Origin of the sequence: Paeniglutamicibacter antarcticus (genome assembly GCF_039544305.1) — a bacterium.
Lineage (GTDB): Bacteria > Actinomycetota > Actinomycetes > Actinomycetales > Micrococcaceae > Paeniglutamicibacter > Paeniglutamicibacter antarcticus_C.
The window spans coordinates 156,926-179,670 of the sequence record NZ_BAABLK010000022.1 but is presented as its reverse complement, the minus strand read 5'-3'; the positions used below and the strand labels follow the sequence as shown (position 1 = coordinate 179,670).

Below are 22,745 nucleotides of genomic sequence, written 5' to 3'. Positions count from 1 at the left end.
TCGAAGCGATTTACCGCTGGAGGGTCTCCTTCCCCGGCAAACCCGCTCGCCACCCGGCTCCCGGGGACGAATCTGCCTAGACTGGAGAAGCCATATTCTTTCGACCAAGGAATGACCGTGGAACACAAAACGCTTGGCGCCGCTTTGGAAGCGGAGCACCGAGATATCGACGGTGGGATTGAGGCCTACCTGGCACAGCCAGCGGATGGCGTCGGAACCACTGGTACCCTGCAGCGATCCTTGGCAGGCCTGCGACGGAATATCTATTTGGAGGAAGAGTTTCTGTTTCCGCCGCTGAAGACCGCCGGGCTGATGGGACCTATTTTCGTCATGGAACGCGAACACGGAACGCTCTGGAACATCATGGACCGGCTCGACGAGTTGATCACGGAACAAGATGCCGCCGCGGCCCGTGACACCTGTATCAGGTTGTTAGGGCTCTTGGAAAAACACAACGCCATAGAGGAAAAAGTGATCTATAGACAAGCGGATGAGCTGCTGAACAGTTCGGAGGGGACGGCACTATCCGGGTTCATGGAATCAGGTTCCATGCCGACAGGCTGGGTTGCGCGCTCAGCCGGGAAATAACGCTACCACCAGCAGCTCTGCGCCAGGGATTCGTCCGCGTCTAGTTTTCTCAGCATGCACGCCGCTGGCTTGATAGATCAAGACACCAGAGGAAGAAAGCGAACTCGGCGGGGTTCCCCCGTCGGGCAGCATGTTTCATGCTTGAGGCATTGGCTGGTGATGATGTCCAGGGAAATCGCTCTCACTCTTCATCCTGGGATAATTGGTTGCGGTTTGGACACGTCAAGTGGCGCACCTCGGGACGACCTATTCCATGGCCAACACAAGCAAGCGTCCAAGGATGCGGTTCTGAAGAATCCGCGTCGCAGTCTGGAGAGGAACCGATCATGAAGATATCCAGGCAGGGCACGAAAGAGGTATATCTGGCCCGTCACGGGGAAACCGGGCTGAATGCCGGTGGTTACATCCGAGGTCGGGCCAATCCACCACTGGACGAAGCGGGGATTGCCGAGGCCCGTGCGCTTGCTGCCTCACTGGCAACCAAGCAACCCGTTGCTGTGATCTCCAGCCCGCTTCAACGAGCGGTGCAGACCGCCAGCTTCATTGCCCAGGCCCTCGAGGTGACACCCACCACCGATGAACGATTCAATGACAGGGACTAGGGACCGGACGATCCGAAGTCGAGGTCATCGAACAGTGAGGAAGCATTGACTTGGCTCCCGGGGTCGAATCCATTTCTACCGTTTTGTCCCGTGCACGTCCAGCCTCGGAGGAAGTAGCAGATATTGCAGTCGGACCGGTCGTCATCGTCACCCACGACGCCGTCATCCGGCCATTGATCTTGGCACTCGACACCGCGATCACCGGACTGCAGGAACCCACCGGGTGCTGGAACCACTTGGTCAGAAACGACGGCCTGTGGACGGTGCAGGCAACCGGTCAGAAGCCGCGAATTGAACCCCCTGCGCCGAAACAAGTTTGATCTCCCTGGGCTTTGACGAGCCAATACGTCCGTCGATTCAAGCCGCCGTGACTTCCCTTCTGCTTCCAGCTTCTTGGCATCGGGAGGGGCCCGGGACCAGGGACACCGCGATTCCCGAGGCAACCAGCGGATTCGACTCCGGGATCATTGATACCACGGCTCATGAAGACTGTATGTAGTGAACCGCAGCTCGTGAAACCTCTGGTCTCGGGTTACGGCGTTGTTTGGTCATCTGAGGGCATCAACGGTTGCGCGGGTTCTCAAGTCCGGGGAGGAAATCACTGCGGCAACCATCCAAGCAGCCGCATACAGGAACGCCGCGGTTGGGGAGAACACGGCCCAAACGACACCTGCAACGACAGTGGCGCCAAGGTCACCAAAGGATTGAACCAGTCCTAGCAGCCCGTAGCCGCTGCCCCGCAGGCGGTCCGGCAGCAAAAGCGCCACCGCCGCCTGCTCCGAAGTCTCTGCGAATCCAGTCCCGGCACCCGCAAGCAAAAAGCCCGCAAGCAACAACGCCGGGTGGGTCCCGTCCATGGCAAACAATAGGTATGCGGCCACATACAAGCCTGCTCCCAGGGTAAAAACCAGTCGTGGGTTCACCCTGTCAATGAGTTGGCCCCCGACCAAAGCGGTGGCAGACGCCACGGCGTTGTGGCAGGCGTACATCAAGATCACCATGGTCACCGCGGTATCGGCACCACGTCCTCCGGCTTCCAGAATCGTCGTTGCACGCAGGATCAGCAGCATCGCCGCCAGATTTCCCAACTCAAAGAGCGATACAGGCAACAGCGTCCGCCGTAGACCCGCTCTACGCAGCTCGCCCAGGTTGAAACCCATAGTCCGCTTGCCCACCGGAGTAGCGAGCACGTTGCGGGCATGCCGCGCTGTCACGATGATTGCCACGGCTGCAATCAAGCCCGGGATCAGCGAAAGTCCGATCGTTGTCCTGATGCCCAGCAACCCGACAAGGGTGGCCGCCAGCAAAGGTCCCACGATGGCTCCGGCATTGTCGCCCGCTCGTTCGATACCGGCGGCACGTCCGTACGCTGCCCGTGGAGTCATCGAGACCAGCAGGGTGTCCCGAGCTGGGGATCGCACGCCACGAGACGCCCAGGCAAGTGCGCGAAGCCCAGCGACTTGCCACACAGCAGTGCTCAGACCAATGAGGGATGTCGCGACGGCAGTGAGCAGATACCCTCCCGAAGCGGTCTTTGCCCGGCGCGAAGGGTCATTGGATAGTGGCCCGCCGGCAAGTTTGCTCAACCCGAGCAATGCGTCCGAGACACCTTCTATCGCACCCAGCACCGCGGGGCCGCTGTGGAGAGTAGAGCTGAGGAAGGAGGGCAGCAACGACGTGACGAATTCATGGCCTGAGTCGCTGAAGAAGGAGGCCGCTCCCACGCCGAGAATGCCTCGGTTCAACCAGTGCCCTGGGGGCTCCTGAACCGGAGCGAACGAGGCCGAATTTGTTGGATCCCCACTGCCGGGCTCGTACCCGGCTTGCTTGTCAGCCGCTTCATGCTCGTCATCGATTTCCGACATGTAAAGTTCCCACCCGTCGCTCGGGATAGGAAGCCATCAGCCATGCCGGCGGTTCGGGCCGGACTTCAGACCCCGGCGAGATCCATCACCGATAACTCGATCGTATTCCCAACACATTGCAACGGATGCCCTTGCGCGAGAAAATTCTTGACGGACAAGGATCCCGGATGGCCACGCTGCAAGGAACACTTTCTTCTCGCGGCCCAACCACAGCGGTATCCACGGAAATGGCGCGCCATATTTCCTGGATGAGATCGTCCCGAAGTGCCTCGACTAGAGGCGATTGTGCCCAATGGCTGGCCTTTAAGCAGGAACGACCCCGAGCAGTTACTCGAGGCCGTTCCTGGACTACACCGCCATAGTGGCGATTTTGTGGAGCATAGCGGAATTGAACCGCTGACCTCTTCGTTGCGAACGAAGCGCTCTACCAACTGAGCTAATGCCCCGGGTTTGCACCGGATGACGCAACGTTTTCAGCCTAAACCCGCGGAAGCCGTCCCGCAAAATTCAGATGCGGCGAGCAGTTACTTCTCCTCGTTTTCCGCGGTTCCCGCTTCGGTGGATTCCCGTGCAACCGTGTACTGGCGCTGGATATATGCTTCAAGCTCACTACGCTCAACCCGCCAGACTCCGCGTCCGCCGATCTTGATGGCCGGCAAGTCGCCGCTGCGCACCAATGACCGCACCTGCGGCAGGTTTACGTTCAACTCATCGGCGACATCTTCTAGGCGCATGAACCTCATGTACTAGAGGTTACCCGTTTCGTGGACTGTCCATACGCCCACCAGCACGTTTGTGGACAACCCTAGCCGTCCGGGGACCTGTGCGGGCCGAAAACAAGAGTGGCCCGCGATGACTCCAAGTTCTTGGAATCCTTGCGGGCCACTCCTACTGTTAGACCTGAGACCTTGTGGGCCAGCCCTAGGCCTGGCCAGGATCGGGCCTTGCTGCGGGGGTCTGCTCTCCGTGGCTTGTGGCGTTGGTTGAGCTTCTAACAACTACTAAAGCAACAACCGGGCATACCGCGCAACACAGTTGGGAATCACTGATCATTTTGACTAACATGAAACGGTAGCAACGGAACAACTTGGTCAGTCTGACCGAACTTACGCGAAGGAGCCGGAATGACCCCGGAATCGTACCAACTCGACGATACGGACAGGCGCATTCTGTTGGCCCTGGACGAGGATCCTCGCGTACCCACCATGATGCTTGCCCAACGGCTGGGGTTGGCCCGGGGCACAGTCCAGACCCGCATGGAGCGCCTTGCCAGTTCCGGCGCCTTGCGCCCAAACTCCAGCCGCGTGAAGCCTTCCTCTGTGGGTCGCGGTGTTTCCGCCGTTGTCAGTGCCGAGTTGGACCAGTCACACCTGGAAGACGCCATCGAGGCCCTGAGCAGGATTCCAGAGGTCCTTGAATGCGTCGCACCAGCAGGAGACACCGATTTGCTGATCCGGGCCGTGGCCACGGATCCGGATGACCTCTACCGGGTCAGCGAAGAAATCCGGCTGTGCCCGGGAATCACCCGGACATCCACCTCGATGATCCTGCGCGACGTGATCCCCTATCGCACCACCGCGCTGCTGAACCACCTGAGCTAGTCCGGCAACGCGTACCGGGGTTGCTTAGGTGACCGATGCCGTAGTCTTTTTCCGGGCAATCCACTGCCTCAGGAACCACCTTCGACCAAGGAGCATCATGGCCACCACAGGACTAACGAACATCGACGTTGCAGGCATCACCACCGAGTCCGGTCCGTTCCCCAGTGCGACTCGCGCCGGGGATCTCGTTTTCGTGTCCGGCATGGTCGCGAGGGACGAGAACAAGACACTGGTCGGCGAGAACGACGTCTACGCCCAAACCGTCCAGACGCTGGAGAACCTGCAGCGCGTCCTGGCCGCGTACGGGCTTGGCCTCGATGCCGTTGCCACCACCACCGTCTACATCACCGATGCAGCCATGGCCGGGGAATACAACCGCGCCTGGGTGGACACCTTTGGCACCCACCGACCCTCGCGTGCCACCGTCGTGGCGCCGCTTCTTGCACCGGAGATCCTGGTCGAGGTCCAGGCCACGGCCTGGGCAGGGAACTAGCCTTCCCGCTGCTCCCGCGTTGTCCGAAGCGCGACGCCTACCGTTCGACAGCCAGTCGCCCGATGATCAGGCGCATGATCTCGTTGCTGCCCTCAAGAATCTGGTGCACACGCAGATCCCTGACGATCTTCTCGATCCCGTATTCGGAGAGGTAGCCGTAGCCTCCATGGAGTTGCAACGCGGCGTTGGCCACCGTGAAGCCGGCGTCGGTGGCCACACGCTTGGCCATGGCACACAGGCGCACGGTGTCGGGGGTGCCACGTTCAAGCGCATCGGCAGCCCGCCAGATCATGGTCCGGGCGGTCTCCAGCTCGGTCTCCATGTCGGCAATCGCAAAAACCAGCGCCTGCTGTCCGATCAGCGGCGCACCGAAGGCCTGACGGTCCTTGAGGTAGGCAATGGACTTGTCCAACGCTGCCTGTCCCCCGCCGATGGAGCATGCACCGATGTTCACCCGTCCGCCGTTGAGGCCCTTCATCGCGATCCCGAACCCGGTACCTTCATCCCCCAAGCGGTTTCCCACGGGGATCCGGACGTTTTCCATGACCACCTGTCGGGTGGGTTGGGCGTTCCAGCCCATCTTCGCTTCCAGCGGCCCGAAGGACAGGCCCTCGGCGCCGTCGGGAACGATGAAAGCGGTGATCCCCGCGCTGCCGGTCTCAGCCGTGCGTGCCATCACGATGTAAACCCCCGAGGAGCCTGCCCCGGAAATGAACTGCTTGGTCCCATTGAGCAGGTAGGAATCCCCGTCAAGCACCGCTCGGGTGCTCAGCGCCGCGGCATCGGAGCCGGCCCCGGGCTCGGTGAGGCAGTAGCTTCCGAGCATCTCCATGGTGCATAGCGCAGGCAGCCACGCGGCGCGTTGGTCCTCGTTGCCGAAGCGGTCGATCATCCATGCGACCATGTTGTGGATGGAGATGTAGGCGGCGATCGTCGGGTCCGCCTTGGCGAGTTCCTCAAAGATCAGCGCCGCGTCCAGCCTGCTCATGCCAGAGCCGCCGAAGTCCTCGCGCACGTAGATCCCGCCCATGCCCAGTTGCCCGGCCTGCGCCAGGACGTCAACGGGGAAATGTTTGTCGTGGTCCCAGGCCGCCGCGTGCGGAGCGATGTTCTCGGTGGCGAAGTCGGACACCATCTCGACAATGGCCTTTTGGTCTTCGGTGATCTCAAACATTCTTGGTGCTCCTGCTCTCGGCGTTGAGGTCTGGTTCAGGTGCGCGGGTTAGGCTACTTGCCGACTTTCCCGGTCAGTGAGGCCACGGGGCGCAGGAAGATCGGTTGGGCCAGGAACCACACACCCACGATCACCACGATGGACACGGCGAACAGGATCAGGCCCGTCCAACTTGTCGAGTCGTTGGATGCGTACATGTGGTTCAGGTTGTTCAAGGCGCCGGTGGCAAAGACCAAGGCCACATGCACCACAGTGAAGGCGACGAAGTAGATCATCACCGGGAAGTGCAGCACCCGGGCCAGCTCCATCGGGTAGGCATGGTTCAGTCTTGTTGCCTTCTTGGGCCATGCCCCGGACATGCGCAACCCGGTGATGATCGCCAGCGGGGCGGCGATGAAGACGGTGACGAAGTAGGCCAGGACCTGCAGGGCGTTGTAGTTCACCCATCCCGTTTCCGTCGGCCAATTCAGCGAGAGGTACTGCAATCCTGCGGAGAGTGCATTGGGGAAGATCTCCCAGCTGGTGGGCACGATGCGCATCCATTGCCCGGAGGCAAAAAGCACGATGACGAAGATGATGCCGTTGAGCACCCACAGTGCGTCCAGGCTCAGGTGGAACCATAGTTCCAGGCTGATGCGCGAGGGAGCACCCTTGGTGCGGATCATGGACTTGTTGTTGCGCACCCAGTGGGCGGCCGGCCGGGTCACGGTGCGGATCTGCCAGCCGGTGCGCACGATAAGCACCAGGAAGAACATGTTCAGGAAGTGCTGCCAGCCCAGCCACGCGGGGAACCCGACGGGCGCAGCCTCGGGCAAGGCCGAGTGGCCGGTGTAGGTCTCCATCCATGAGGAGACCCCTTCAAGGGACACCAGCCAGCGGGCAACAAAGACTGCAACAACGAGCAGGACAATGAGCGAGCCGGCGATGATGCCTGCACGCGCCCACTTGTTGGATTGCTGCTTATTGGGTGTGGACCGGGCGGTCATCTTCGGGGCCTCGCGTTCTTGGGTGGGTCGGTGCCTGGGGAGCTGGCGTTGCTAGGGGCGGGACTTGAGCAGCTCGATCACCTGCGGGACAAGCGTAAAGACATCTCCCACGATCCCCAAGTCGGCGATCTCGAAGATCGGGGCGTCGGCGTCCTTGTTGATCGCCACGATGGTCTTGGCCGTCTGCATCCCTGCACGGTGCTGGATGGCACCGGAGATGCCCAGCGCGAGGTACAGCTGCGGCGATACGCTGACACCGGTCTGGCCGACTTGCGCGCCCTGAGCAATGTAGCCGGCGTCGACGGCCGCGCGCGAGGCCCCGACTGCCCCGCCCAGGGCATCGGCGAGTTGCTCGACCAGTACGAAGTTTTCCGCCGAGCCAAGCCCGCGGCCACCGGAGACCACCGTGGCCGCACCGCGCAGTTCGGGCCGCGAGGATTCCTCCGGGGTGTCGGCGAAGGAGCTGATCAATGCGCTGGTCGTTTCGGAGGGCTGCAGCGCCACGGCGTTGAGCGTTCCTGCCGCCGCAGGTGCCTGCTCGTCGATGGCGCCGGTGCGCAGGGTGATGATCGGCAGGACCCCGGTCACTGCCGCGTGGACCGTGTAGTTGCTGCCAAAGACCGAGTGCTCGGTCACGATGCCCGATTCGCCGGCTGTTGCGTCCACGACATCGGCCAGCAGTCCACCGCCGGTGCGCACGGCAAGACGCGCAGCGGCCTCGCGCCCGTCCACCGATGCGGCGGTAAGCACCGCGGCGGGTTCATGGACGGCAACGGCGTCGGACAGTGCGTCGACCAACGGGGTGACGAGCAAGGAACCGGCCTCGGGGATTTCCGCGGCGTGGATCGTTTCGGCGCCAAGTTCACCGAGCCGGGCCACGGTTCCAGGTGATAATGCGTACCCTGAGGCGGTGACCGCAACGGGTGTTCCCAGCCGGGCGGCCAGCGCCAACAGGCCGCGAGCCGTCGCCGCAGGCTCTCCGGCGTGGGTCAGTTCAACCAATGCAAGGATGTTTGCCATGGGAAGGGGTGTCCTTTGCTAGATCAGGCGCCGGGAGGCGAGGAAGTCAACGAGTTCGGCGGCGCCGTTCCCGTCGTCGGTGATCGTTCTTCCCGCGGCGCGCGCAGGGCGTTGGGCAACATCCAGTACACGCGACCGGACTTCGGCGGTGAGCGCCAGGTCCGAGGCGGAAAGCGTTTCCACCGGCTTGCGCTTGGCACCCATGATTCCCTTGAAGTTGGGGAAACGGGCCTCGGCGAACCGCTCGGTGACGGTGATCATTGCGGGATAGGAGGCACTGACCTCTTGGGTGCCGGATTCGTTTTGACGCGTGCCGGTGACCTTGTCGCCACCGATTTCCGCTGAGACCAGCGAGCCCAGCAGGGGCAGACCAAGGTGTTCGGCAACCATCGCCGGGAGCATGCCTGCCCACCCGTCGGTGGAGGCATTGCCGGCGATCACCAGATCGGCACCGGCTTCACGCAGCATGGCGGCCAGCGCCCGCGCGGTGAGAACCAGGTCGGCACCTGCCAGGGAATCATCGAGCACGTGAATCCCTGTATCGGCACCCATTGACAGTGCCTTGCGGATGGATTTCGCTGCGCCGGCCGGACCCATTGTCGCCACAACGACCTCGGTGGATTTGTCCCCGTCCTTGATGGTGAGGGCCAGTTCCAGGGCGCGTTCGGTGATCTCGTCAATCACCGGGTCGCTGGCTCCCCGGTCGACCCGTCCGGTGTCCGGTTCCAGGTGCCGCTCTTCGGCGGTGTCGGGAACCTGCTTGATCAAAACGACAATCTTCATCCGTTTTCCCCTCTTGGTGCCATGCCTGTTCGCTCATTCGAGACATTACTAGGAAGCACGAAAATTTACTAGGTCTTCCTAGTAAATCGGTGACAAGGCAAACGAAGAGGAAACTCGCTGCTTCATTTGTTGACCTGATCTTCTATCGATTCAGCAAAAAACCGGGGAAAGGCTTTGCTTCACAGTTGAGGGATGTCTGTCAGGGACGCTGCGTCTTCAGAGCCCCCTGGGCGATCTGTTCAAGCAACCACGGGGAAAAGGCGAAGGGAGCTGCAAGCGCGGCGGTCTTCAGCTCCTGTGGCTCGATCCAAGCGTATTGCGCGACCTCATCGGGGTTGGGGTTCAATTCCCCGGTGATCGAAGCGGTGAAGACCGGGCAGATCTCGTTTTCCACGATTCCCGAGGCGTCGACGGCCCTGTAGGCAAAGTCCGGCAGCAGCGCATCGATCGAGGTGATCGTGGTGCCCAGCTCTTGCTCCGCACGGCGGACCATTGCGGATTCGAAGGATTCCCCTTCTCCCGGGTGGCCGCAGAACGAGTTGGTCCAGACACCGGGCCACGCCTTCTTGCCCAATGCGCGGCGCGTCATCAGGATCCTGCCTTCCCCGTCGTAGAGGTAGCAGGAAAAGGCAAGGTGCAATGGGGTGTCTTCCGTGTGCACCAATGCCTTGGACGCTGTTCCAATGCGGGTGCCGTCAGCTGCCAACAGCACCACCAGTTCCTCGTTCATGGCTCTCTTTCTGGCTGGGTGGTTCAAGGGGCGGGAATCCCCACCACAAATCATCCCACGCTTTGTTGCAGCGACACCGGTGTTGTGTTTTTTAGGCTTAACGCGGCAGTTGCCCGCCGAGGGACGTATCCTCCTCGGCGGGCAACTGCTATCCACGCACGGCCAAGCGCCTACTTCATGCGTTTGAGCGTTTCACCCTTGAAGAACCCGGGCTGGCGCACGCGCATGAAGATCATCACGGCCACACCGAGAAGCAGCACGCCCATGCCCAGGATGAACACCATGCCGAGTCCCGCGATATTGGTTCCCGAGCCGTAACCGGGGTCCATCGAATCGCTTGCGGTCTTGACGAACATCACCAGCAGGATCACGCCGCCCAGCAGCGGTGCAAGGAACTTGAAGACGATGTTGCGCAGCGAGTCGAAGGACTCGCGGCGGAAGTACCAGACGCAGGCCAGGGCGGTGACGCCGTAGTAGAAGCAGATCATCAGGCCAAGGGCGGTAATGGTGTCCCACAGGGCATTTTCGCTCAGCAGCCGGGTGACAACGTAGAAGACCGCTGCAGCGGCACCGGCGGTGATGGTGGCCTTGGAGGGCGACATGAAGCGCGGTGAGACCTTGGCGTAGCTTTCCGGCAGCGCCTTGTAGTAGCCCATGGCCAGGATGGTGCGGGCCGGGGAGACCAGGGTGGACTGCAGCGAGGCCGCCGAGGAGGAGAGGATCGCCAGCGACATCAAGATCGCGAACGGGCCCATCACCGGACCTGCCAGCACCGCGAAGATCGATTCCTGGTTATCCGGGTTGCCGACGCCCAGCCCGGTGGTGCCGATGCCGGCGAAGGAGATCACCGCGAGCGTGATGGCCAGGTAGATGCCCATGATGATCACGATCGTCAGCGTTGCTGCGCGGCCCGGGACAGTTTTCGGGTTCTTGGTTTCCTCGTTCATCGTCAAGGTCACGTCCCAGCCCCAGAAGATGAAGATGGACAGCGAGACGCCGGCGGCGAAGGCACCGAAGGTCGGAACCGCCATCGGGTTGAACCAGTCCATCGCGATCGGGGTCGGGTCAAAGGCGGTGCCGTTGTTGACGTGGCTGAATGCCGCGACGGCGAACCATCCAAGCACGAGCAACTGGAAAGCGACCAGCCCGTACTGGAATGCCTTGGTGGTCTGCATGCCCCGGTAGGAGATCCAGCAGGCTGCAGCGATGAAAATCAGCGTCGTGGGGATATTGACCCACAGGTTTCGCGTCAGCTCCGCGATGGCGTCATTGCCGGTGAGCTGGGCGATCAGGAGATAAAAGAAGTCCACGGCCACGGCCGCGAGGTTGGAGAGCACGATGATGGTTGCGGCAATCAGTCCCCAGCCACCCATCCAGCCGATCCATGGTCCGAAGGCCCGGGTGGCCCAGGTGAACGAGGTGCCCGAATCGGGCATCGCGTTGTTCAGTTCCCGGTAGCCCAGGGCGACCAGCAGCATCGGCAGGAAGCCTGCGATGAAGATCGCCGGGACCTGGGTGCCGACCTCGGCGACGGTGGGGCCCAGGGCCGCGGTCAGGGTATAGGCCGGGGCAATGCATGAGACGCCGATGACTACCGCACCGAGAACCCCCACGGTGCCCTTGCTCAGGCCCTTCTCCCCCAGGCCCGAATCGGCCATCTGCGAGGAGGTGGCGCTTGTCGCTGTTTCACGACTCATTGTTTTCTTCCTTCATCCAGGCGGCGTCGGTCCTGCTCGTTGGTGGGCAGGCCCGACGCCGTCGTGCGGTGATAGGTGCCGGGGTTATTCCGGGGCACTCTTGTAATTCTTGGGAACCACGAGCAACGGAACCGGCAGGGTCCGCAGGATGCGCTGCGCGGTGGATCCTAGGAACAGCCGGCGCTTGCGCGCCAGGCTGCTCGATCCTACGACGGCGACTTCTCCGTCTTCCCAGTCGATCGACGCGATGGCTTCATCGATGCTGGCACCGGTGACCACGCGGACCTCGGCACTGACCCCGAGGTCGGCCACCACTGCATCGGCAGCCTCCTGGGAACGCGAGACGGATTCGCGCATCCGGGTTTTGCCGACCTCGGCCAGCTCCTGGATCACCAGGGAAACCACACGGACTTCCAGGGACTGTTCGGCAGCGAACGCCGCTGCTGCCTGGACCACGCTGCGGGCCGCGGCGCCGTTGGAGACGAACGCGGTGATCCTGCTCAGCTTGCCCTCGGCCTTCTCAAGTGCGGCAACGGCACCGGGGGTGCTCATGGCCACGGGGAACGGCGAGGCGTGCAACAGCGAGCTGGTCACCGAGCCCGGGGCGAAGAAGCCTGCCACGTGGCGCTTGCGCCCGCCAAGCACAATGGCGTCCGCGCCGGTTTCCTCAGCCGCGGCAATCAGCCCGGCTGCTGGGGACGTCACGGAGCGGGCGACCACCCGGGCACTGGTCCCCACCGGAACCAGGGAGAGTGCCTCGGCGGCCCAGGAATCGACCTTCTCGGCCAGGATCGAGGAGTAGCCGTGGTCCCCGCCGGGGTAGTTCGCCGAAAACGGGGTGCTCTCGGGCAACACGATGGCGATGTCCAGGTGTGCATCCGGTCCGCCCAGTGCGGCGGCCAGGGCCACCGCTTCGGCGCCGCGACCATCTGCGGTGTATCCAATCAGGTAACGCATGGGTGATTACTCCTACAGGTTAGAGAGAGTGCCGAACCTTGACGCGACACCGTCGTAGTCTAGGTCGTCCTGCGTGCCATCGACCGCTGCGACGATGCGGGCCGCCGTGCGTCGTCCCATGCGTACCGCGCCGTCCACATGCTGGTAGCCCTCGCCGGCAAGGTCCGAGGAGGAGAAGTAGATCGGGCCGACGTTCTTGTTCTGTTCGGGTCCGAAGCGGAACAGGCCACCGAGGTCGTAGCTGGTGGCGTACGCGCCGCGGGTCCATTCCTCGGATCCGAAGTCTGAGAGGTAGAAGACCTTCGCTTCCAGGGCCTTGGGACCGAGGTACTCGGCGATGCCCTTAAGGATCACGTCCTTGCGCTCGGCTTCGGGAAGCTCGAACATGGCGTCTGCCTGCAAATCGGAAATGAAGCCGACCAGGGTCCCGGTGGTTTCGCCGTGATAGGTGTTGTCGTAGAGCTCCTGCACGATCGCCGAGGGGCCGAAGCAGGTGCCCGAGAGCCCTTCCTCGCGCCAGAACGGGGTCTCGTAGACCGCGTGGACCTTGATAACCAGGCCCATCGACTGGTGCTGGTGGGTCACGTGCTGGCGGCGCGGCAGCGGCGGGTTGTAGGAGATCCTCGAGTAGAGGTTCGGTGGAACGGCGATGATGACCTTGGCGGCGTTGACCGTGATATCGGTGCCGTGGGCGGTGACCCCGGAATCGGACCAGTCGAGCTTGAGCACCGGGTTGTTCAGGAAGACGTCATCGCCCAGGCGCTTGGCCACGGCGATCGAGACGCCCTGCATGGTACCCACGATGCGGCGGTCCAGGATGAAGTCCTCGTCAACCAGGTTGCTGAAGGAGCCGGCCGAGGAGGACATCAGCAGCGCCTGGAGCGCGGAGAAGGTGTGGGCGGGCTTGGTGAGCATGCCGCCGGCGATGAACAGGCCGACGTTGTTGCAAGCGACCTCGTCATCCGAGAGGGTGCGCAGCCAGTGGTGGAAGGAGACCATGTCCAGTTCGGCGGCACGCGGGTGGTTCCACGGCGCGTCCGGGTCGACCTGCGCGGTCAACCGGTCCATCTCGGCAACGAGCTTGTTCATTTCGGCAACCGTAGCCTCCCCGACGGGGAAGTCCGCTCCGTCGTAGACGGTGCGGGTGCCATCTTCGGACATGTAGATGGAGGAGCCCTGCTTGTAGCGCTCGAAGGTCTCGATGCCCAGTTCCTCGATCAAAGAGTAGAGCCCGGTCTGGTCCGGGGAGATCCACTGGCCACCGATTTCGATGGTGGCCCCGTCCATGTCTTCGCTCCAGGTGCGGCCGCCGACTCGGTCGCGCGCCTCGAGCACCGCCACGGTCTTGCCGGCCTTGCGCAGTTCGTAGGCTGCGGTCAGGCCCGAGGGGCCCGCTCCGATGATGACGACGTCGCGATCAAGGGTTCTCATGATTTCCACTTCTTCCGATGCACTAAATGAATGACGTTCATTTATTAGACTGGTTACAGCGTAAACCATGGCATACGCTCTTGTGAAGTACACCACGTCAGGAATTGATCTTGCCTAAGGAAATAGCGCCCTCCCCGGGCCCGCCACGCCGCAGGGCCGGGCGCCCGCGCTCGTTGGTGCTCGACGGGGACCTCATTGGCAGGACCGCCCTGAAACTCGTCAACGACGGGGGCTACACCAAACTCACCATGTCCGGCCTCGCGAAGGCACTGGGCGTCTCGCCCTCCGCCCTGTACAACCACGTGGGATCCAAGCAGGAAATCATGCAGTTGATCCAGGAAATCGTGATGGACAACGTCGACTCCTCGGTGTTCGAGTCCTTTCCCTTGACCGAGGCCCTGCTCCGCTGGGCGGAAACCTACCGGGACGTCCTGGCCGGACATGCCCCGCTGATCCCGCTGATCGCGGTGCTGCCCGTCACCGGCTCCCCACGCACTTTGGACATGTATGAAAAAGTCGCGACAGGCTTCACTAAGGCGGGCTGGCACCAGGCCGACATCGTCCCGGCCATTGTGGCCGTCGAATCGTTCATTTTTGGCTCGGCGCTTGATGCCACCGCCCCGCTTGATATCTTCAACCCGGGCAAGAAGGCCGGGCAACTGCCCAATTTCGAAGACGCATTGGACGCCCAGCGGGCGACCGGACGCAATAGCGCCGATGCGGCGTTCCACACCGGGCTGCGCGCCATCGTCGCCGGTCTCCTGGGAACACCGGCAACCAGCTAAGCACCAGTCAATCGCCGATATACCGATAGCCTGAACCAATGAGCGAAACTCCTGGAAACGACATGAACCGCGCAGATGGGTTCTTCTCGCGACTGACGGCCAAGAACTGGGTCGCCATCCTGGGGGCAATCGCCGCACTGGTCTTCATCCTGCAGAACCGCCAGCGGGTACGCATCGATCTGTTGTTCCTGAACGTGAACGCACCGTTGTGGATTTTCCTGGGTGCGGTCCTGCTCATCGGTTGGCTCATCGGGCGCTTCTCGTTCCGCAGGCGCTAGGGCCATTGGCTGAGGCCACCTCGAAGTAACCCCACCGTCCCACCCATGCTTCCCGGCACTGCCCCGGGGCCTGCAGCACGGCTGTGCACGGCCGGCTTAGACGGCGCCATTCAACGGCTTGGGCCAAGGAAAGAACGCGCCGCAATCCCTTTGGCAGGGGAACCACCCGGGGTCCGGGCCGCACTATCGGGTCGCTTCGCAACGGGCGCGCCCAAGGGAAGTGCGGCACTTATCCTCCTGTGGCTCACCGCTGTGCTGCCGATGATGGGAGAGCATGGTTTTCATTGCGGTTCGGCTCGCTCGCCGGTGCGATCCTGGCCGGGGAATTGGCCATGACGTTAATCGAACGACCGTTTGTCCGGCCGCAGTCATTGTTGCGTTGAATGCCACCGGCTTGGCCATCGGGCAAGCGTGAAAACCGGGGGAAACCCAGATGCCAAATGGGACGATTTCAAGGTTGTGACCTGTGGAGCCTTCGCTGAGGATGTGGCGCAGACCAAGAAGCAGCTGGCAAAATACCGGGAACGGATCCAACCAACGCCAGGGAAAGCGCAAGACAAAGGTTGGCCCACCCAGCGGCCACACCGGCACTCGTGGTGGCCGCGTGGGCTCGCCCGAAACCCGGCAAGACCGGCATCTTCTGGTCCACGGGTTCATCAACCCTCAGATCCAAGCAGCAAGCATTGGGTCCAGCCCTAGTAGCCTGCGCCCATCACCTGGATGAGCGAATCGGCATCCCCGTACTTGAAGATGACCCAGGACAGTCCGCCCACGAACACCAGTGACGTCGCGGCCCACGCTCCGGCGAGCTTGGCCATGAAGCGTATTTCCTTGCGGCTAACCGGCAGCTGGTCGGCAGAGTAATCCTCGGCCACCTTGCCGAAACGCGAGGCGGGGGTCTGCGCAACCGCGGACATGGCGTTGAGGTTCACCAGGAAGTTCGAGGCGGTGTCGATGCGCCCGTCCGCCAGCCTGGCGCGGGTGAGGTTGTTTCTGCGGTCCTGGGTCATCTGCACGATGTTGGATCCGTGGCGTGCCAACAAGATGTCCTCGCCCAGCGGCATTGCGTTACGTGCCAACAACATGGTTCTACCCCTTAGTGAAATGACAGACGTGGGGACAGCGACACCCACAAAAATCTTAATCGTTACGATTTTGAGACTACGTCCGATTTTCACGCGGGCGCTTCAATTCGCGCTTTCGGTTGGCAAACTCACAAGCCGCAGTGGCCTGCATCGCAGATAATGCGTGGCGGCGGGCACAATGGCGGGTTTCACCGCGTGGAGAAGTGCACCACCACTCCGATCATCCACACCGACGAGGCAAGCGCGGCACAGCCGAATTCCACAAGCACGCCGATGCCCATGGCTTTCAGCGCCGAACCCGAGGCGCGCAACGCCGCGCCAAGGTCCTTTCGTCGCCCATACTCCCCCAGCACCAGGCCAAGGGCGAACCCGATGAACAATCCCAGCACCGGGATCAGGAACATGCCCACCACTGCCAGTGCTACGGCCAGGGCAACGGAGCCGCGTGGGATCTTTTGCCGCGCCAAGTTCCTGCCGGTAAGCACCGTCGAAGCGCTCCATCCGGCGAGCGCTATCGCCATGCCGATACCCGCACACCACCAGGCAGCGGGGCTGCCCAGGATCCAGCCCCAGGAAAGCAGCGTGACAATGGCCAGCAGGCTGCCCGGGAGCACCGGAAGCACCGTGCCCAGCACGGCAACGACCAAGAGCAGCCCGGCAACAACGGTGGTGATGATTTGAATGTCCACAAGCACAATTCTTGCACCTACCGCCAAGCTCGCCACCGCTCGGGCCAAGCCCCCGCGGGTAGCCCCGGGACTTCGCGGCCGCAAACGGAAAACATATTGTTGAACAATCCTTCGTCATGGTGCATCCTTAAGGGACACACCACACGAGACGGGGGTCACAGATGCCATTCATCGACCTGAATTCCGATGTCGGCGAGTCCATGGGCGGTCGAAACATGGGCGACGACGCAGCAATCCTTACCTCAGTATCCTCGGCAAACATCGCCTGCGGATTCCACGCCGGAGACCCCAGCGTCATTGCCCAGACGTGTCGCGACGCTGCCAAGCTCGGCATCACCATCGGGGCGCACGTGGGATACCACGACCTGGCCGGGTTCGGCCGCCGCTTCCTTGACTGTTCCCCCACCGAACTCGCCGACGACGTGCTCTACCAACTAGGCGCACTCGAAGCCATGGCCCGCGCCGCAGGAGCAAGGATCCAGTACGTCAAGCCCCACGGCGCGCTGTACAACGCGATCGTGCACCACGAAGGCCACGCGCAAGCGGTCATCGACGCCATCCGGGCGTTCGGCTCGGATCTGCCCGTGCTGCTGCTGCCCGGGTCCATCGCCCTGGTCAAGGCCGAGGCCGCCGGGCTGCGCCCTGTCACCGAGGCCTTTGCCGACAGGAACTACAACCCCGACGGAACCCTGGTCTCCCGCCGCGAGGCCAACGCGCTGCTGCACGATCCGGAAACCGTCACCAAGAACATGATTCGCTTGGCCACCGAAAAAACCATCGTCGCTATCGACGGCTCCGTCATTCCCATGGACGCTGAAAGCATCTGCGTGCACGGGGACACCGCGGGAGCCGTCGCCATGGCCGCCGCCGTGCGCTCCGGGCTGCGATCCGCTGGCGTGGCCATCAAGAGTTTCGTATGAGCGTGGGCGCAACGCACTTCGCAGGCACGCGATCGGTGCTCGTCGAGCTCGATGACCTCGATTCGGTGCTGGCCCTCGGCGCACTGCTGGAGGCCAACCCGCTGCCCGGACAACTCGACGTGCTGGCAGCTGCCAGCACCATCTTGATCAAGACGGACAGCTGGGCCAGCGCACGGGACATCGCCGCTGCCCTTCCTACCCTCAAGCTTGGTTCGGCACCCCAAAACACCGGCACGCTGGTCAAGGTCCCGGTGCACTACGACGGCGAAGACCTCGCCGAGGTCGCGCGCCTGACCGGGATGAGTATCGAGGGCATCATCAACGCGCACGTTTCACAGTTGTGGCGCGCAGCGTTCGGCGGTTTCGCCCCCGGCTTCGCCTACCTGCGCGGTGAGAACAAGCTGCTGGAAGTACCGCGCCGCGACAGTCCGCGCACCACGGTGCCCTCCGGGGCCGTCGCCCTGGCCGGGGACTATTCAGCCGTCTACCCGCGCGCCTCCCCTGGAGGGTGGCAGCTGATCGGACACACCGATGCCGTGCTCTGGGACCTTGACCGGGAAAACCCGGCACTGATCCGCCCGCAGGACCGTGTGCAGTTCACCGCCTCGCGCTCCGCGCTCACCCTTGCCGCATCCACCGCGCACGCCCCGGCGGAATCGCGGAGCACGCCTGCCGCCAGGCACCTGGAAATCCTGGAACCGGGACTGCAATCCCTCATCCAGGACCTGGGACGCCCTGGCCTGGGCAACCTCGGTGTTTCTGCCTCCGGTGCCGCCGACACTGCTTCGGCCAGGCAGGCCAACCGCCTGGTGGGCAACGCCCCCGATGCCGCACTGATCGAGAACCTCCTAGGCACCCTGCGTATCCGGGCCCATGGCGACCAAGTGCTGGCGCTCGCCGGGGCCACAGCGCAGCTGCGCATCATCCCCGTGGACACCGACGAATTCCACCTCGAGCGCACGGTGGGCATGGACTCGCCCTTCGCGCTGCTTGACGGGGAAACGCTCACCGTGACCCCGTCAGGTTCCGGGTTGCGTAACTATCTGAGCGTGCGCGGCGGACTGGACGTCGCACCGGTGCTTGGCTCGCGCTCAACCGACTCAATGTCCGGGATCGGACCGGCCGCGCTCACCCGCGGCGCCATCCTTGCGGTTCATGCGGTTACCGGCGCCCACGTAGTTGGCAATCCCCAGCCTTCCACGTTGCCCAAGCCCGACGAACACGGGATCTTCACCCTGCGCATCAGCGCCGGGCCACGCGATGACTGGTTCGGCACTCAAGGACTGGCACGGCTGACCAGCCAGCTCTGGAGCGCCTCGGCCGAGTCGAGCCGCGTGGGTGTCCGGCTGTCCCTGTCCTCCGGCAGCAGCCCGCTTGAGCGCATCCGCACCGGAGAGCTGGCCAGCGAGGGCGTTGCAGTCGGCGCCTTGCAGGTACCGCCCTCCGGTTTGCCCGTGTTGTTCCTGGCCGACCACCCGGTCACCGGCGGCTACCCCGTGATTGCCGGGGTCGTTGCCGAAGACCTGCCCGCGGCGGCCCAAATGCCCCCGGGTTCCTCCATACGCTTCGTCCTTGTCGACCCGTTGACCCATAACCCGCACCAGCCACAGGCCGCCGACCGCCCCGGCCACAAAGGAAAAACAGCATGAAGAAAGTCCTGATCGCCAACCGCGGGGAAATCGCCGTCCGCATTGCCCGCGCCTGCGCCGACGCCTCGCTGGTCTCCGTTGCCATCTACTCCGACCCGGACGCCGACGCGCTGCATGTGCGCCGTGCCGACGAGGCCTATGCATTGAACGGCTCGGCCGGTTCGGAAACTTACCTGGACATGGACAAGATCCTATTGATCGCCGCCCGCAGCGGTGCCGACGCACTGCACCCGGGGTACGGCTTCCTTTCTGAAAACGCCGACTTCGCCCAAGGTGTCATGGATGCCGGAATGACATGGATCGGCCCGTCCCCCGATGCGATCCGGGCATTGGGCAACAAGGTCACCGCCCGTGAGATCGCGGTACGTGCCGGGGCACCGTTGGTTCCCGGAACCGACGGTCCGGTCGAATCAGGTGCCGAGGTCCGTGCCTTCGCACAGGAGTTCGGGCTGCCGGTGGCCATCAAGGCCGCGTTCGGCGGCGGCGGCCGGGGCATCAAGGTCGTGCGCACCTTCGAGGAAATCGACGACGCCTTTGAATCGGCGGTGCGCGAGGCAACCATGGCCTTTGGCCGCGGTGAATGCTTTGTCGAACGTTTCTTGGAGAGGCCGAGGCACGTCGAGGCCCAGGTACTGGCCGACGTCCACGGCAATGTCGTGGTCGTGGGGACCCGAGATTGCTCGCTGCAGCGCCGCAACCAGAAACTTGTCGAAGAGGCGCCGGCCCCGTTTCTCTCCGAGGAGCAACGAGCTTCCATCCATGCCTCGGCCAAGGCCATCTGCCGCGAGGCCGGTTACCAAGGGGCCGGAACCGTCGAGTACTTGGTGGCTCCCGACGGACTGATTTCTTTCCTTGAGGTCAACACCAGGCTGCAGGTCGAGCACCCCATCACTGAGGAAACCACCGGTGTGGACCTGGTTGCCGAGCAGTTCCGGATCGCTGCCGGGAAACCGCTGAGCTTCACGCAGGATCCGGTTCCCACCGGGCACTCTTTCGAGTTCCGGCTCAACGCCGAGGATCCGGCCCGTGGATTCCTTCCCGGCCCCGGTCGCATCACCGCTTTCGAGGCACCCACCGGATCCGGCGTGCGGGTGGATTCCGGGGTCCGCACCAACTCCGTGGTTCCCTCTCACTACGATTCACTCATGGCCAAGCTGATCGTCACCGGCACCACCCGCGCCCAGGCCCTGCGCCGGGCCAAGGTGGCCCTGGATGAAATGGTCATCTCCGGGGTCCCCTGCGTGCTGCCCTTCCACCGTGCGGTGGTGCGCAACCCCGACTTCACCAACAACGAGCGCTACGGCGTCTACACCACATGGATCGAATCCGAGTTTGCCGACGAACTGGCCGCCTCCCCGGAAATCGCCGCTGCCGAGCCCGGTGCAGGACGCGAAACACTGACCATCGATGTCGATGGAAAGGCAATGGACATCGGCCTGCCGGCGAACCTTCTGGCGGCCATTCGCCACGGAGGAAACGGTGCTGCAATGGACGTGGCCACTGCTAACGTGGCTGCAGTGGCGGACGCCTCGGTACTGTTGGCTCCCATGAACGGAAACCTCGTCAAGTGGGTGCTCGCCGAGGGTGCCACCGTGGCCGAGGGTGACACCGTGGCGGTTCTCGAGGCCATGAAAATGGAATCAAACATCACCGCCCACCGTGCCGGGTCATTCACCCCGGGCACCCAGGAGCCAGGCGCAGCCATTGGCCGCGGAGACGTTCTGGGTTCCATCGCTTAATGCTTGTGACGCCCGGGTCCGTGGTGGATTAGATTGGATGGATGCCAGTGAACGCCGCGCTTTCAAACCTGCCCCTGGCCGAGGGGTCAACCCATGCCCATACGGGCGCATGGGTCGCCGCGGTGCTGCGCTCAAGGATTGCCGAGGGGCAGCTGCTTCCCGGAGCCAAGCTTTCCGAGCAAGCACTCTCCGCGGCAATGGGCGTCTCGCGCAACACCTTGCGTGAGGCCTTCGCCGTCCTGGCCCACGAGCTGGTCATTACCCGGATCCCGAACCGCGGTGTTTTCGTTTCATCCCCCGGCACCGCTGGGGTGCAGGAGATCTATGCGGTGCGTCGCATGATCGAACCGGCCGCAGCCGCGTGGGGGCCCGATCTTGACGTAGATGCGCTGGCCGCCGTCATCGTCGAGGCCCGTGCTGCCTTGCAGGACGGGGACATCGACAAGATGGCGGACGCCAACCAGTGTTTCCACGAGGAGCTGGTGCGCGCCACGGGCAGTTCGCATTTACAGGAACTCATGTCCAAGGTCTTGGCGCAAATGCGCCTGGTTTTCCACGGAATGGGCCACGCGCCTGACTTCCACTCGCACTATGTCGAGCTCAACGCCTCGCTGGTTGTGTTGCTGCGCGCCGGCAAGCGGGTCCAGGCTGCGGAGGCGCTCAGTGGATACCTTGACCGCGCTGAAGCAGAGTTGCTGACCCATCTCCGGGACGCGGAAGACCACTAGGGAACCAGATGGAACTACATCTTCATCTCGACCTTGGCATCCTTGCGAAGGACAGCGGTGTACTCCTTGACCGCGGCCCCTTCCTTCTGAAGCTTGAGCTGCTGTTCAAGCTCGGGCTTGATTTCCTTATAGCTCGGGACCTTGGGGGCTTTCGTCTCGGCTGTTCCCTTGCCCTTGTACTGGTCCTTCACGACCTCGTACGCGGCCTTGACGTCCTTTTCACTGGGCGTGAAGTCACCCACTTCCTTGGAAATCAAACGCTCGACCTCAAGCTGGGTCTTCAATTGTGCGCGCACCGCGTCCTCGTCAACGCCCTGCCCGTCCATTGCCGCCAAGAATTCCTTGGAATCCATGTCGTTGGATTTGGCCACGTCAAGAAGCGCCTTGTCCAGGTCCTTTGAGGTTGCGAAGATCTTCTTCTTGGAAGCCTGCTGGATCAACAACTCCGTGTTCACCAGGCCTTCGGTCGTTTGCTTGCGCAACTGGTCCTGGTCGAGTTCCTGGCCGGAGAGCTGCGCCTGTTGCATCACCTGGGCGAATTGGCCTTCGTAGATGCGCGTGAAGTCGGCCTTGGTGATTTCTTCGCCGTTGACCGTCGCGACTATTTCCGGAACCCCGGAAATATCGGGTGTCGGTCCGGAGGCCTCTTCCTGCCCTGGTTCCTGGGCAGTGGAGCTCGAAGCGGGCGCGGATTCGGGATCCGCGGTGGAACTGCACCCGCTCATGAACAACAGCGAGGCGACCAGTGCCACGGAAAGGACCCATTTTTTGTGCAACATAAACTCCCAGCTCTTGAATCAACCCTTAAAACGCTAGCAGGAGAAACTGGCCCGGAGCTGGGTGCTCCACCCGTGGGCAGGATCCCGGTTCATGCATCTGCCCTTGGCAGCAGGTGCGTTCGTGCGACATCTCGTGCGATCTGGCCAATTCGCCGGACCAGGGAGT

24 protein-coding genes and 1 tRNA gene are annotated in these 22,745 nt (G+C 63.0%); 11 read left to right on the top strand and 14 right to left on the bottom strand.

Features of this window, described 5'->3' with window-relative positions; translation table 11 throughout:
- Positions 1 to 117: 117 nt before the first annotated feature.
- The 3 genes from ABEA12_RS05860 to ABEA12_RS18635 all read left to right on the top strand — a co-directional run bounded on the left by ABEA12_RS05860 (position 118) and on the right by ABEA12_RS18635 (position 1,510).
- Complete coding sequence (locus ABEA12_RS05860) at positions 118 to 588, top strand: hemerythrin domain-containing protein (RefSeq protein ID WP_210099674.1); 471 nt, start codon at positions 118 to 120, stop codon at positions 586 to 588.
- 326 nt (positions 589 to 914) lie between these two features.
- Positions 915 to 1,190 (top strand): histidine phosphatase family protein, encoded by a 276-nt coding sequence (locus tag ABEA12_RS05855; RefSeq protein WP_210099673.1) that lies wholly within the window; start codon positions 915 to 917, stop codon positions 1,188 to 1,190.
- 50 nt (positions 1,191 to 1,240) lie between these two features.
- Complete coding sequence (locus ABEA12_RS18635) at positions 1,241 to 1,510, top strand: histidine phosphatase family protein (protein WP_210099672.1); 270 nt, start codon at positions 1,241 to 1,243, stop codon at positions 1,508 to 1,510.
- A gap of 228 nt (positions 1,511 to 1,738) precedes the next feature.
- Here ABEA12_RS18635 and ABEA12_RS05850 read toward each other — a convergent pair whose 3' ends face one another.
- The 3 genes from ABEA12_RS05850 to ABEA12_RS05840 form a co-directional block, all read right to left on the bottom strand.
- Positions 1,739 to 3,055, bottom strand: coding sequence for an MFS transporter (locus ABEA12_RS05850; protein WP_210099671.1), 1,317 nt, complete (start codon positions 3,053 to 3,055; stop codon positions 1,739 to 1,741).
- 373 nt (positions 3,056 to 3,428) lie between these two features.
- Positions 3,429 to 3,501 (bottom strand) — tRNA-Ala (locus ABEA12_RS05845).
- 78 nt (positions 3,502 to 3,579) lie between these two features.
- Positions 3,580 to 3,789: a helix-turn-helix domain-containing protein gene (locus ABEA12_RS05840; RefSeq protein ID WP_210099670.1), complete on the bottom strand. Its 210-nt coding sequence runs from the start codon at positions 3,787 to 3,789 to the stop codon at positions 3,580 to 3,582.
- 390 nt (positions 3,790 to 4,179) lie between these two features.
- Here ABEA12_RS05840 and ABEA12_RS05835 point away from each other — a divergent pair, with 390 nt between their 5' ends.
- Entirely contained in the window at positions 4,180 to 4,656 is a 477-nt protein-coding gene (locus ABEA12_RS05835) for an Lrp/AsnC family transcriptional regulator (protein WP_210099669.1), read from the top strand.
- A gap of 97 nt (positions 4,657 to 4,753) precedes the next feature.
- Positions 4,754 to 5,149 carry a RidA family protein gene (locus ABEA12_RS05830; protein ID WP_210099668.1) on the top strand — a complete coding sequence of 132 codons (396 nt, stop codon included), beginning with the start codon at positions 4,754 to 4,756 and terminating at the stop codon, positions 5,147 to 5,149.
- 37 nt (positions 5,150 to 5,186) lie between these two features.
- Here ABEA12_RS05830 and ABEA12_RS05825 read toward each other — a convergent pair whose 3' ends face one another.
- The 8 genes from ABEA12_RS05825 to ABEA12_RS05790 all read right to left on the bottom strand — a co-directional run bounded on the left by ABEA12_RS05825 (position 5,187) and on the right by ABEA12_RS05790 (position 13,927).
- Positions 5,187 to 6,323, bottom strand: a complete 1,137-nt coding sequence (locus tag ABEA12_RS05825; RefSeq protein ID WP_210099667.1) for an acyl-CoA dehydrogenase family protein — start codon at positions 6,321 to 6,323, stop codon at positions 5,187 to 5,189.
- Between the two features lie 53 nt (positions 6,324 to 6,376).
- Positions 6,377 to 7,309, bottom strand: a complete 933-nt coding sequence (locus tag ABEA12_RS05820) for a cytochrome b/b6 domain-containing protein (RefSeq protein WP_210099666.1) — start codon at positions 7,307 to 7,309, stop codon at positions 6,377 to 6,379.
- Between the two features lie 51 nt (positions 7,310 to 7,360).
- Positions 7,361 to 8,329 (bottom strand): electron transfer flavoprotein subunit alpha/FixB family protein, encoded by a 969-nt coding sequence (locus ABEA12_RS05815; protein ID WP_210099665.1) that lies wholly within the window; start codon positions 8,327 to 8,329, stop codon positions 7,361 to 7,363.
- Between the two features lie 18 nt (positions 8,330 to 8,347).
- Positions 8,348 to 9,112 carry an electron transfer flavoprotein subunit beta/FixA family protein gene (locus ABEA12_RS05810; protein WP_210099664.1) on the bottom strand — a complete coding sequence of 255 codons (765 nt, stop codon included), beginning with the start codon at positions 9,110 to 9,112 and terminating at the stop codon, positions 8,348 to 8,350.
- A 199-nt stretch (positions 9,113 to 9,311) separates the two neighbouring features.
- A complete protein-coding gene (gene idi / locus ABEA12_RS05805) occupies positions 9,312 to 9,842 on the bottom strand; it encodes an isopentenyl-diphosphate Delta-isomerase (RefSeq protein WP_210099663.1) in 531 nt (176 codons plus the stop codon).
- A gap of 170 nt (positions 9,843 to 10,012) precedes the next feature.
- Complete coding sequence (locus ABEA12_RS05800) at positions 10,013 to 11,539, bottom strand: APC family permease (RefSeq protein WP_210099662.1); 1,527 nt, start codon at positions 11,537 to 11,539, stop codon at positions 10,013 to 10,015.
- A gap of 84 nt (positions 11,540 to 11,623) precedes the next feature.
- Entirely contained in the window at positions 11,624 to 12,496 is an 873-nt protein-coding gene (locus tag ABEA12_RS05795) for a universal stress protein (RefSeq protein WP_210099661.1), read from the bottom strand.
- Positions 12,497 to 12,508: 12 nt separating this feature from the next.
- On the bottom strand, positions 12,509 to 13,927 hold the full coding sequence (locus ABEA12_RS05790; RefSeq protein ID WP_210099660.1) for a flavin monoamine oxidase family protein: 1,419 nt from the start codon (positions 13,925 to 13,927) through the stop codon (positions 12,509 to 12,511).
- 110 nt (positions 13,928 to 14,037) lie between these two features.
- Between ABEA12_RS05790 and ABEA12_RS05785 the strand changes: the two genes are divergently transcribed.
- Together ABEA12_RS05785 and ABEA12_RS05780 are read left to right on the top strand one after the other, a co-directional pair.
- Complete coding sequence (locus tag ABEA12_RS05785; RefSeq protein ID WP_345466926.1) at positions 14,038 to 14,712, top strand: TetR/AcrR family transcriptional regulator; 675 nt, start codon at positions 14,038 to 14,040, stop codon at positions 14,710 to 14,712.
- 62 nt (positions 14,713 to 14,774) lie between these two features.
- Positions 14,775 to 14,990, top strand: a complete 216-nt coding sequence (locus tag ABEA12_RS05780; RefSeq protein WP_210099658.1) for a LapA family protein — start codon at positions 14,775 to 14,777, stop codon at positions 14,988 to 14,990.
- Positions 14,991 to 15,685: 695 nt separating this feature from the next.
- On the opposite strand, the gene ABEA12_RS05775 is transcribed toward ABEA12_RS05780, so the two are convergent.
- Both ABEA12_RS05775 and ABEA12_RS05770 read right to left on the bottom strand, forming a co-directional pair.
- Entirely contained in the window at positions 15,686 to 16,075 is a 390-nt protein-coding gene (locus tag ABEA12_RS05775) for a hypothetical protein (RefSeq protein ID WP_210099657.1), read from the bottom strand.
- 188 nt (positions 16,076 to 16,263) lie between these two features.
- Positions 16,264 to 16,764, bottom strand: a complete 501-nt coding sequence (locus tag ABEA12_RS05770) for a DUF456 domain-containing protein (protein WP_210099656.1) — start codon at positions 16,762 to 16,764, stop codon at positions 16,264 to 16,266.
- A gap of 161 nt (positions 16,765 to 16,925) precedes the next feature.
- Here ABEA12_RS05770 and ABEA12_RS05765 point away from each other — a divergent pair, with 161 nt between their 5' ends.
- The 4 genes from ABEA12_RS05765 to ABEA12_RS05750 are packed head-to-tail and all read left to right on the top strand — an operon-like array spanning position 16,926 to position 21,800.
- On the top strand, positions 16,926 to 17,684 hold the full coding sequence (locus ABEA12_RS05765) for a LamB/YcsF family protein (RefSeq protein ID WP_210099655.1): 759 nt from the start codon (positions 16,926 to 16,928) through the stop codon (positions 17,682 to 17,684).
- Positions 17,681 to 19,333, top strand: a complete 1,653-nt coding sequence (locus ABEA12_RS05760) for a 5-oxoprolinase subunit B/C family protein (protein ID WP_210099654.1) — start codon at positions 17,681 to 17,683, stop codon at positions 19,331 to 19,333. The genes ABEA12_RS05765 and ABEA12_RS05760 overlap by 4 nt, the downstream gene beginning before the upstream one ends.
- Positions 19,330 to 21,072, top strand: coding sequence for an acetyl/propionyl/methylcrotonyl-CoA carboxylase subunit alpha (locus tag ABEA12_RS05755; RefSeq protein WP_210099653.1), 1,743 nt, complete (start codon positions 19,330 to 19,332; stop codon positions 21,070 to 21,072). The genes ABEA12_RS05760 and ABEA12_RS05755 overlap by 4 nt, the downstream gene beginning before the upstream one ends.
- A gap of 41 nt (positions 21,073 to 21,113) precedes the next feature.
- Complete coding sequence (locus ABEA12_RS05750) at positions 21,114 to 21,800, top strand: GntR family transcriptional regulator (RefSeq protein WP_210099652.1); 687 nt, start codon at positions 21,114 to 21,116, stop codon at positions 21,798 to 21,800.
- 14 nt (positions 21,801 to 21,814) lie between these two features.
- On the opposite strand, the gene ABEA12_RS05745 is transcribed toward ABEA12_RS05750, so the two are convergent.
- Complete coding sequence (locus tag ABEA12_RS05745) at positions 21,815 to 22,579, bottom strand: SurA N-terminal domain-containing protein (RefSeq protein WP_210099651.1); 765 nt, start codon at positions 22,577 to 22,579, stop codon at positions 21,815 to 21,817.
- Positions 22,580 to 22,745: the final 166 nt, after the last annotated feature.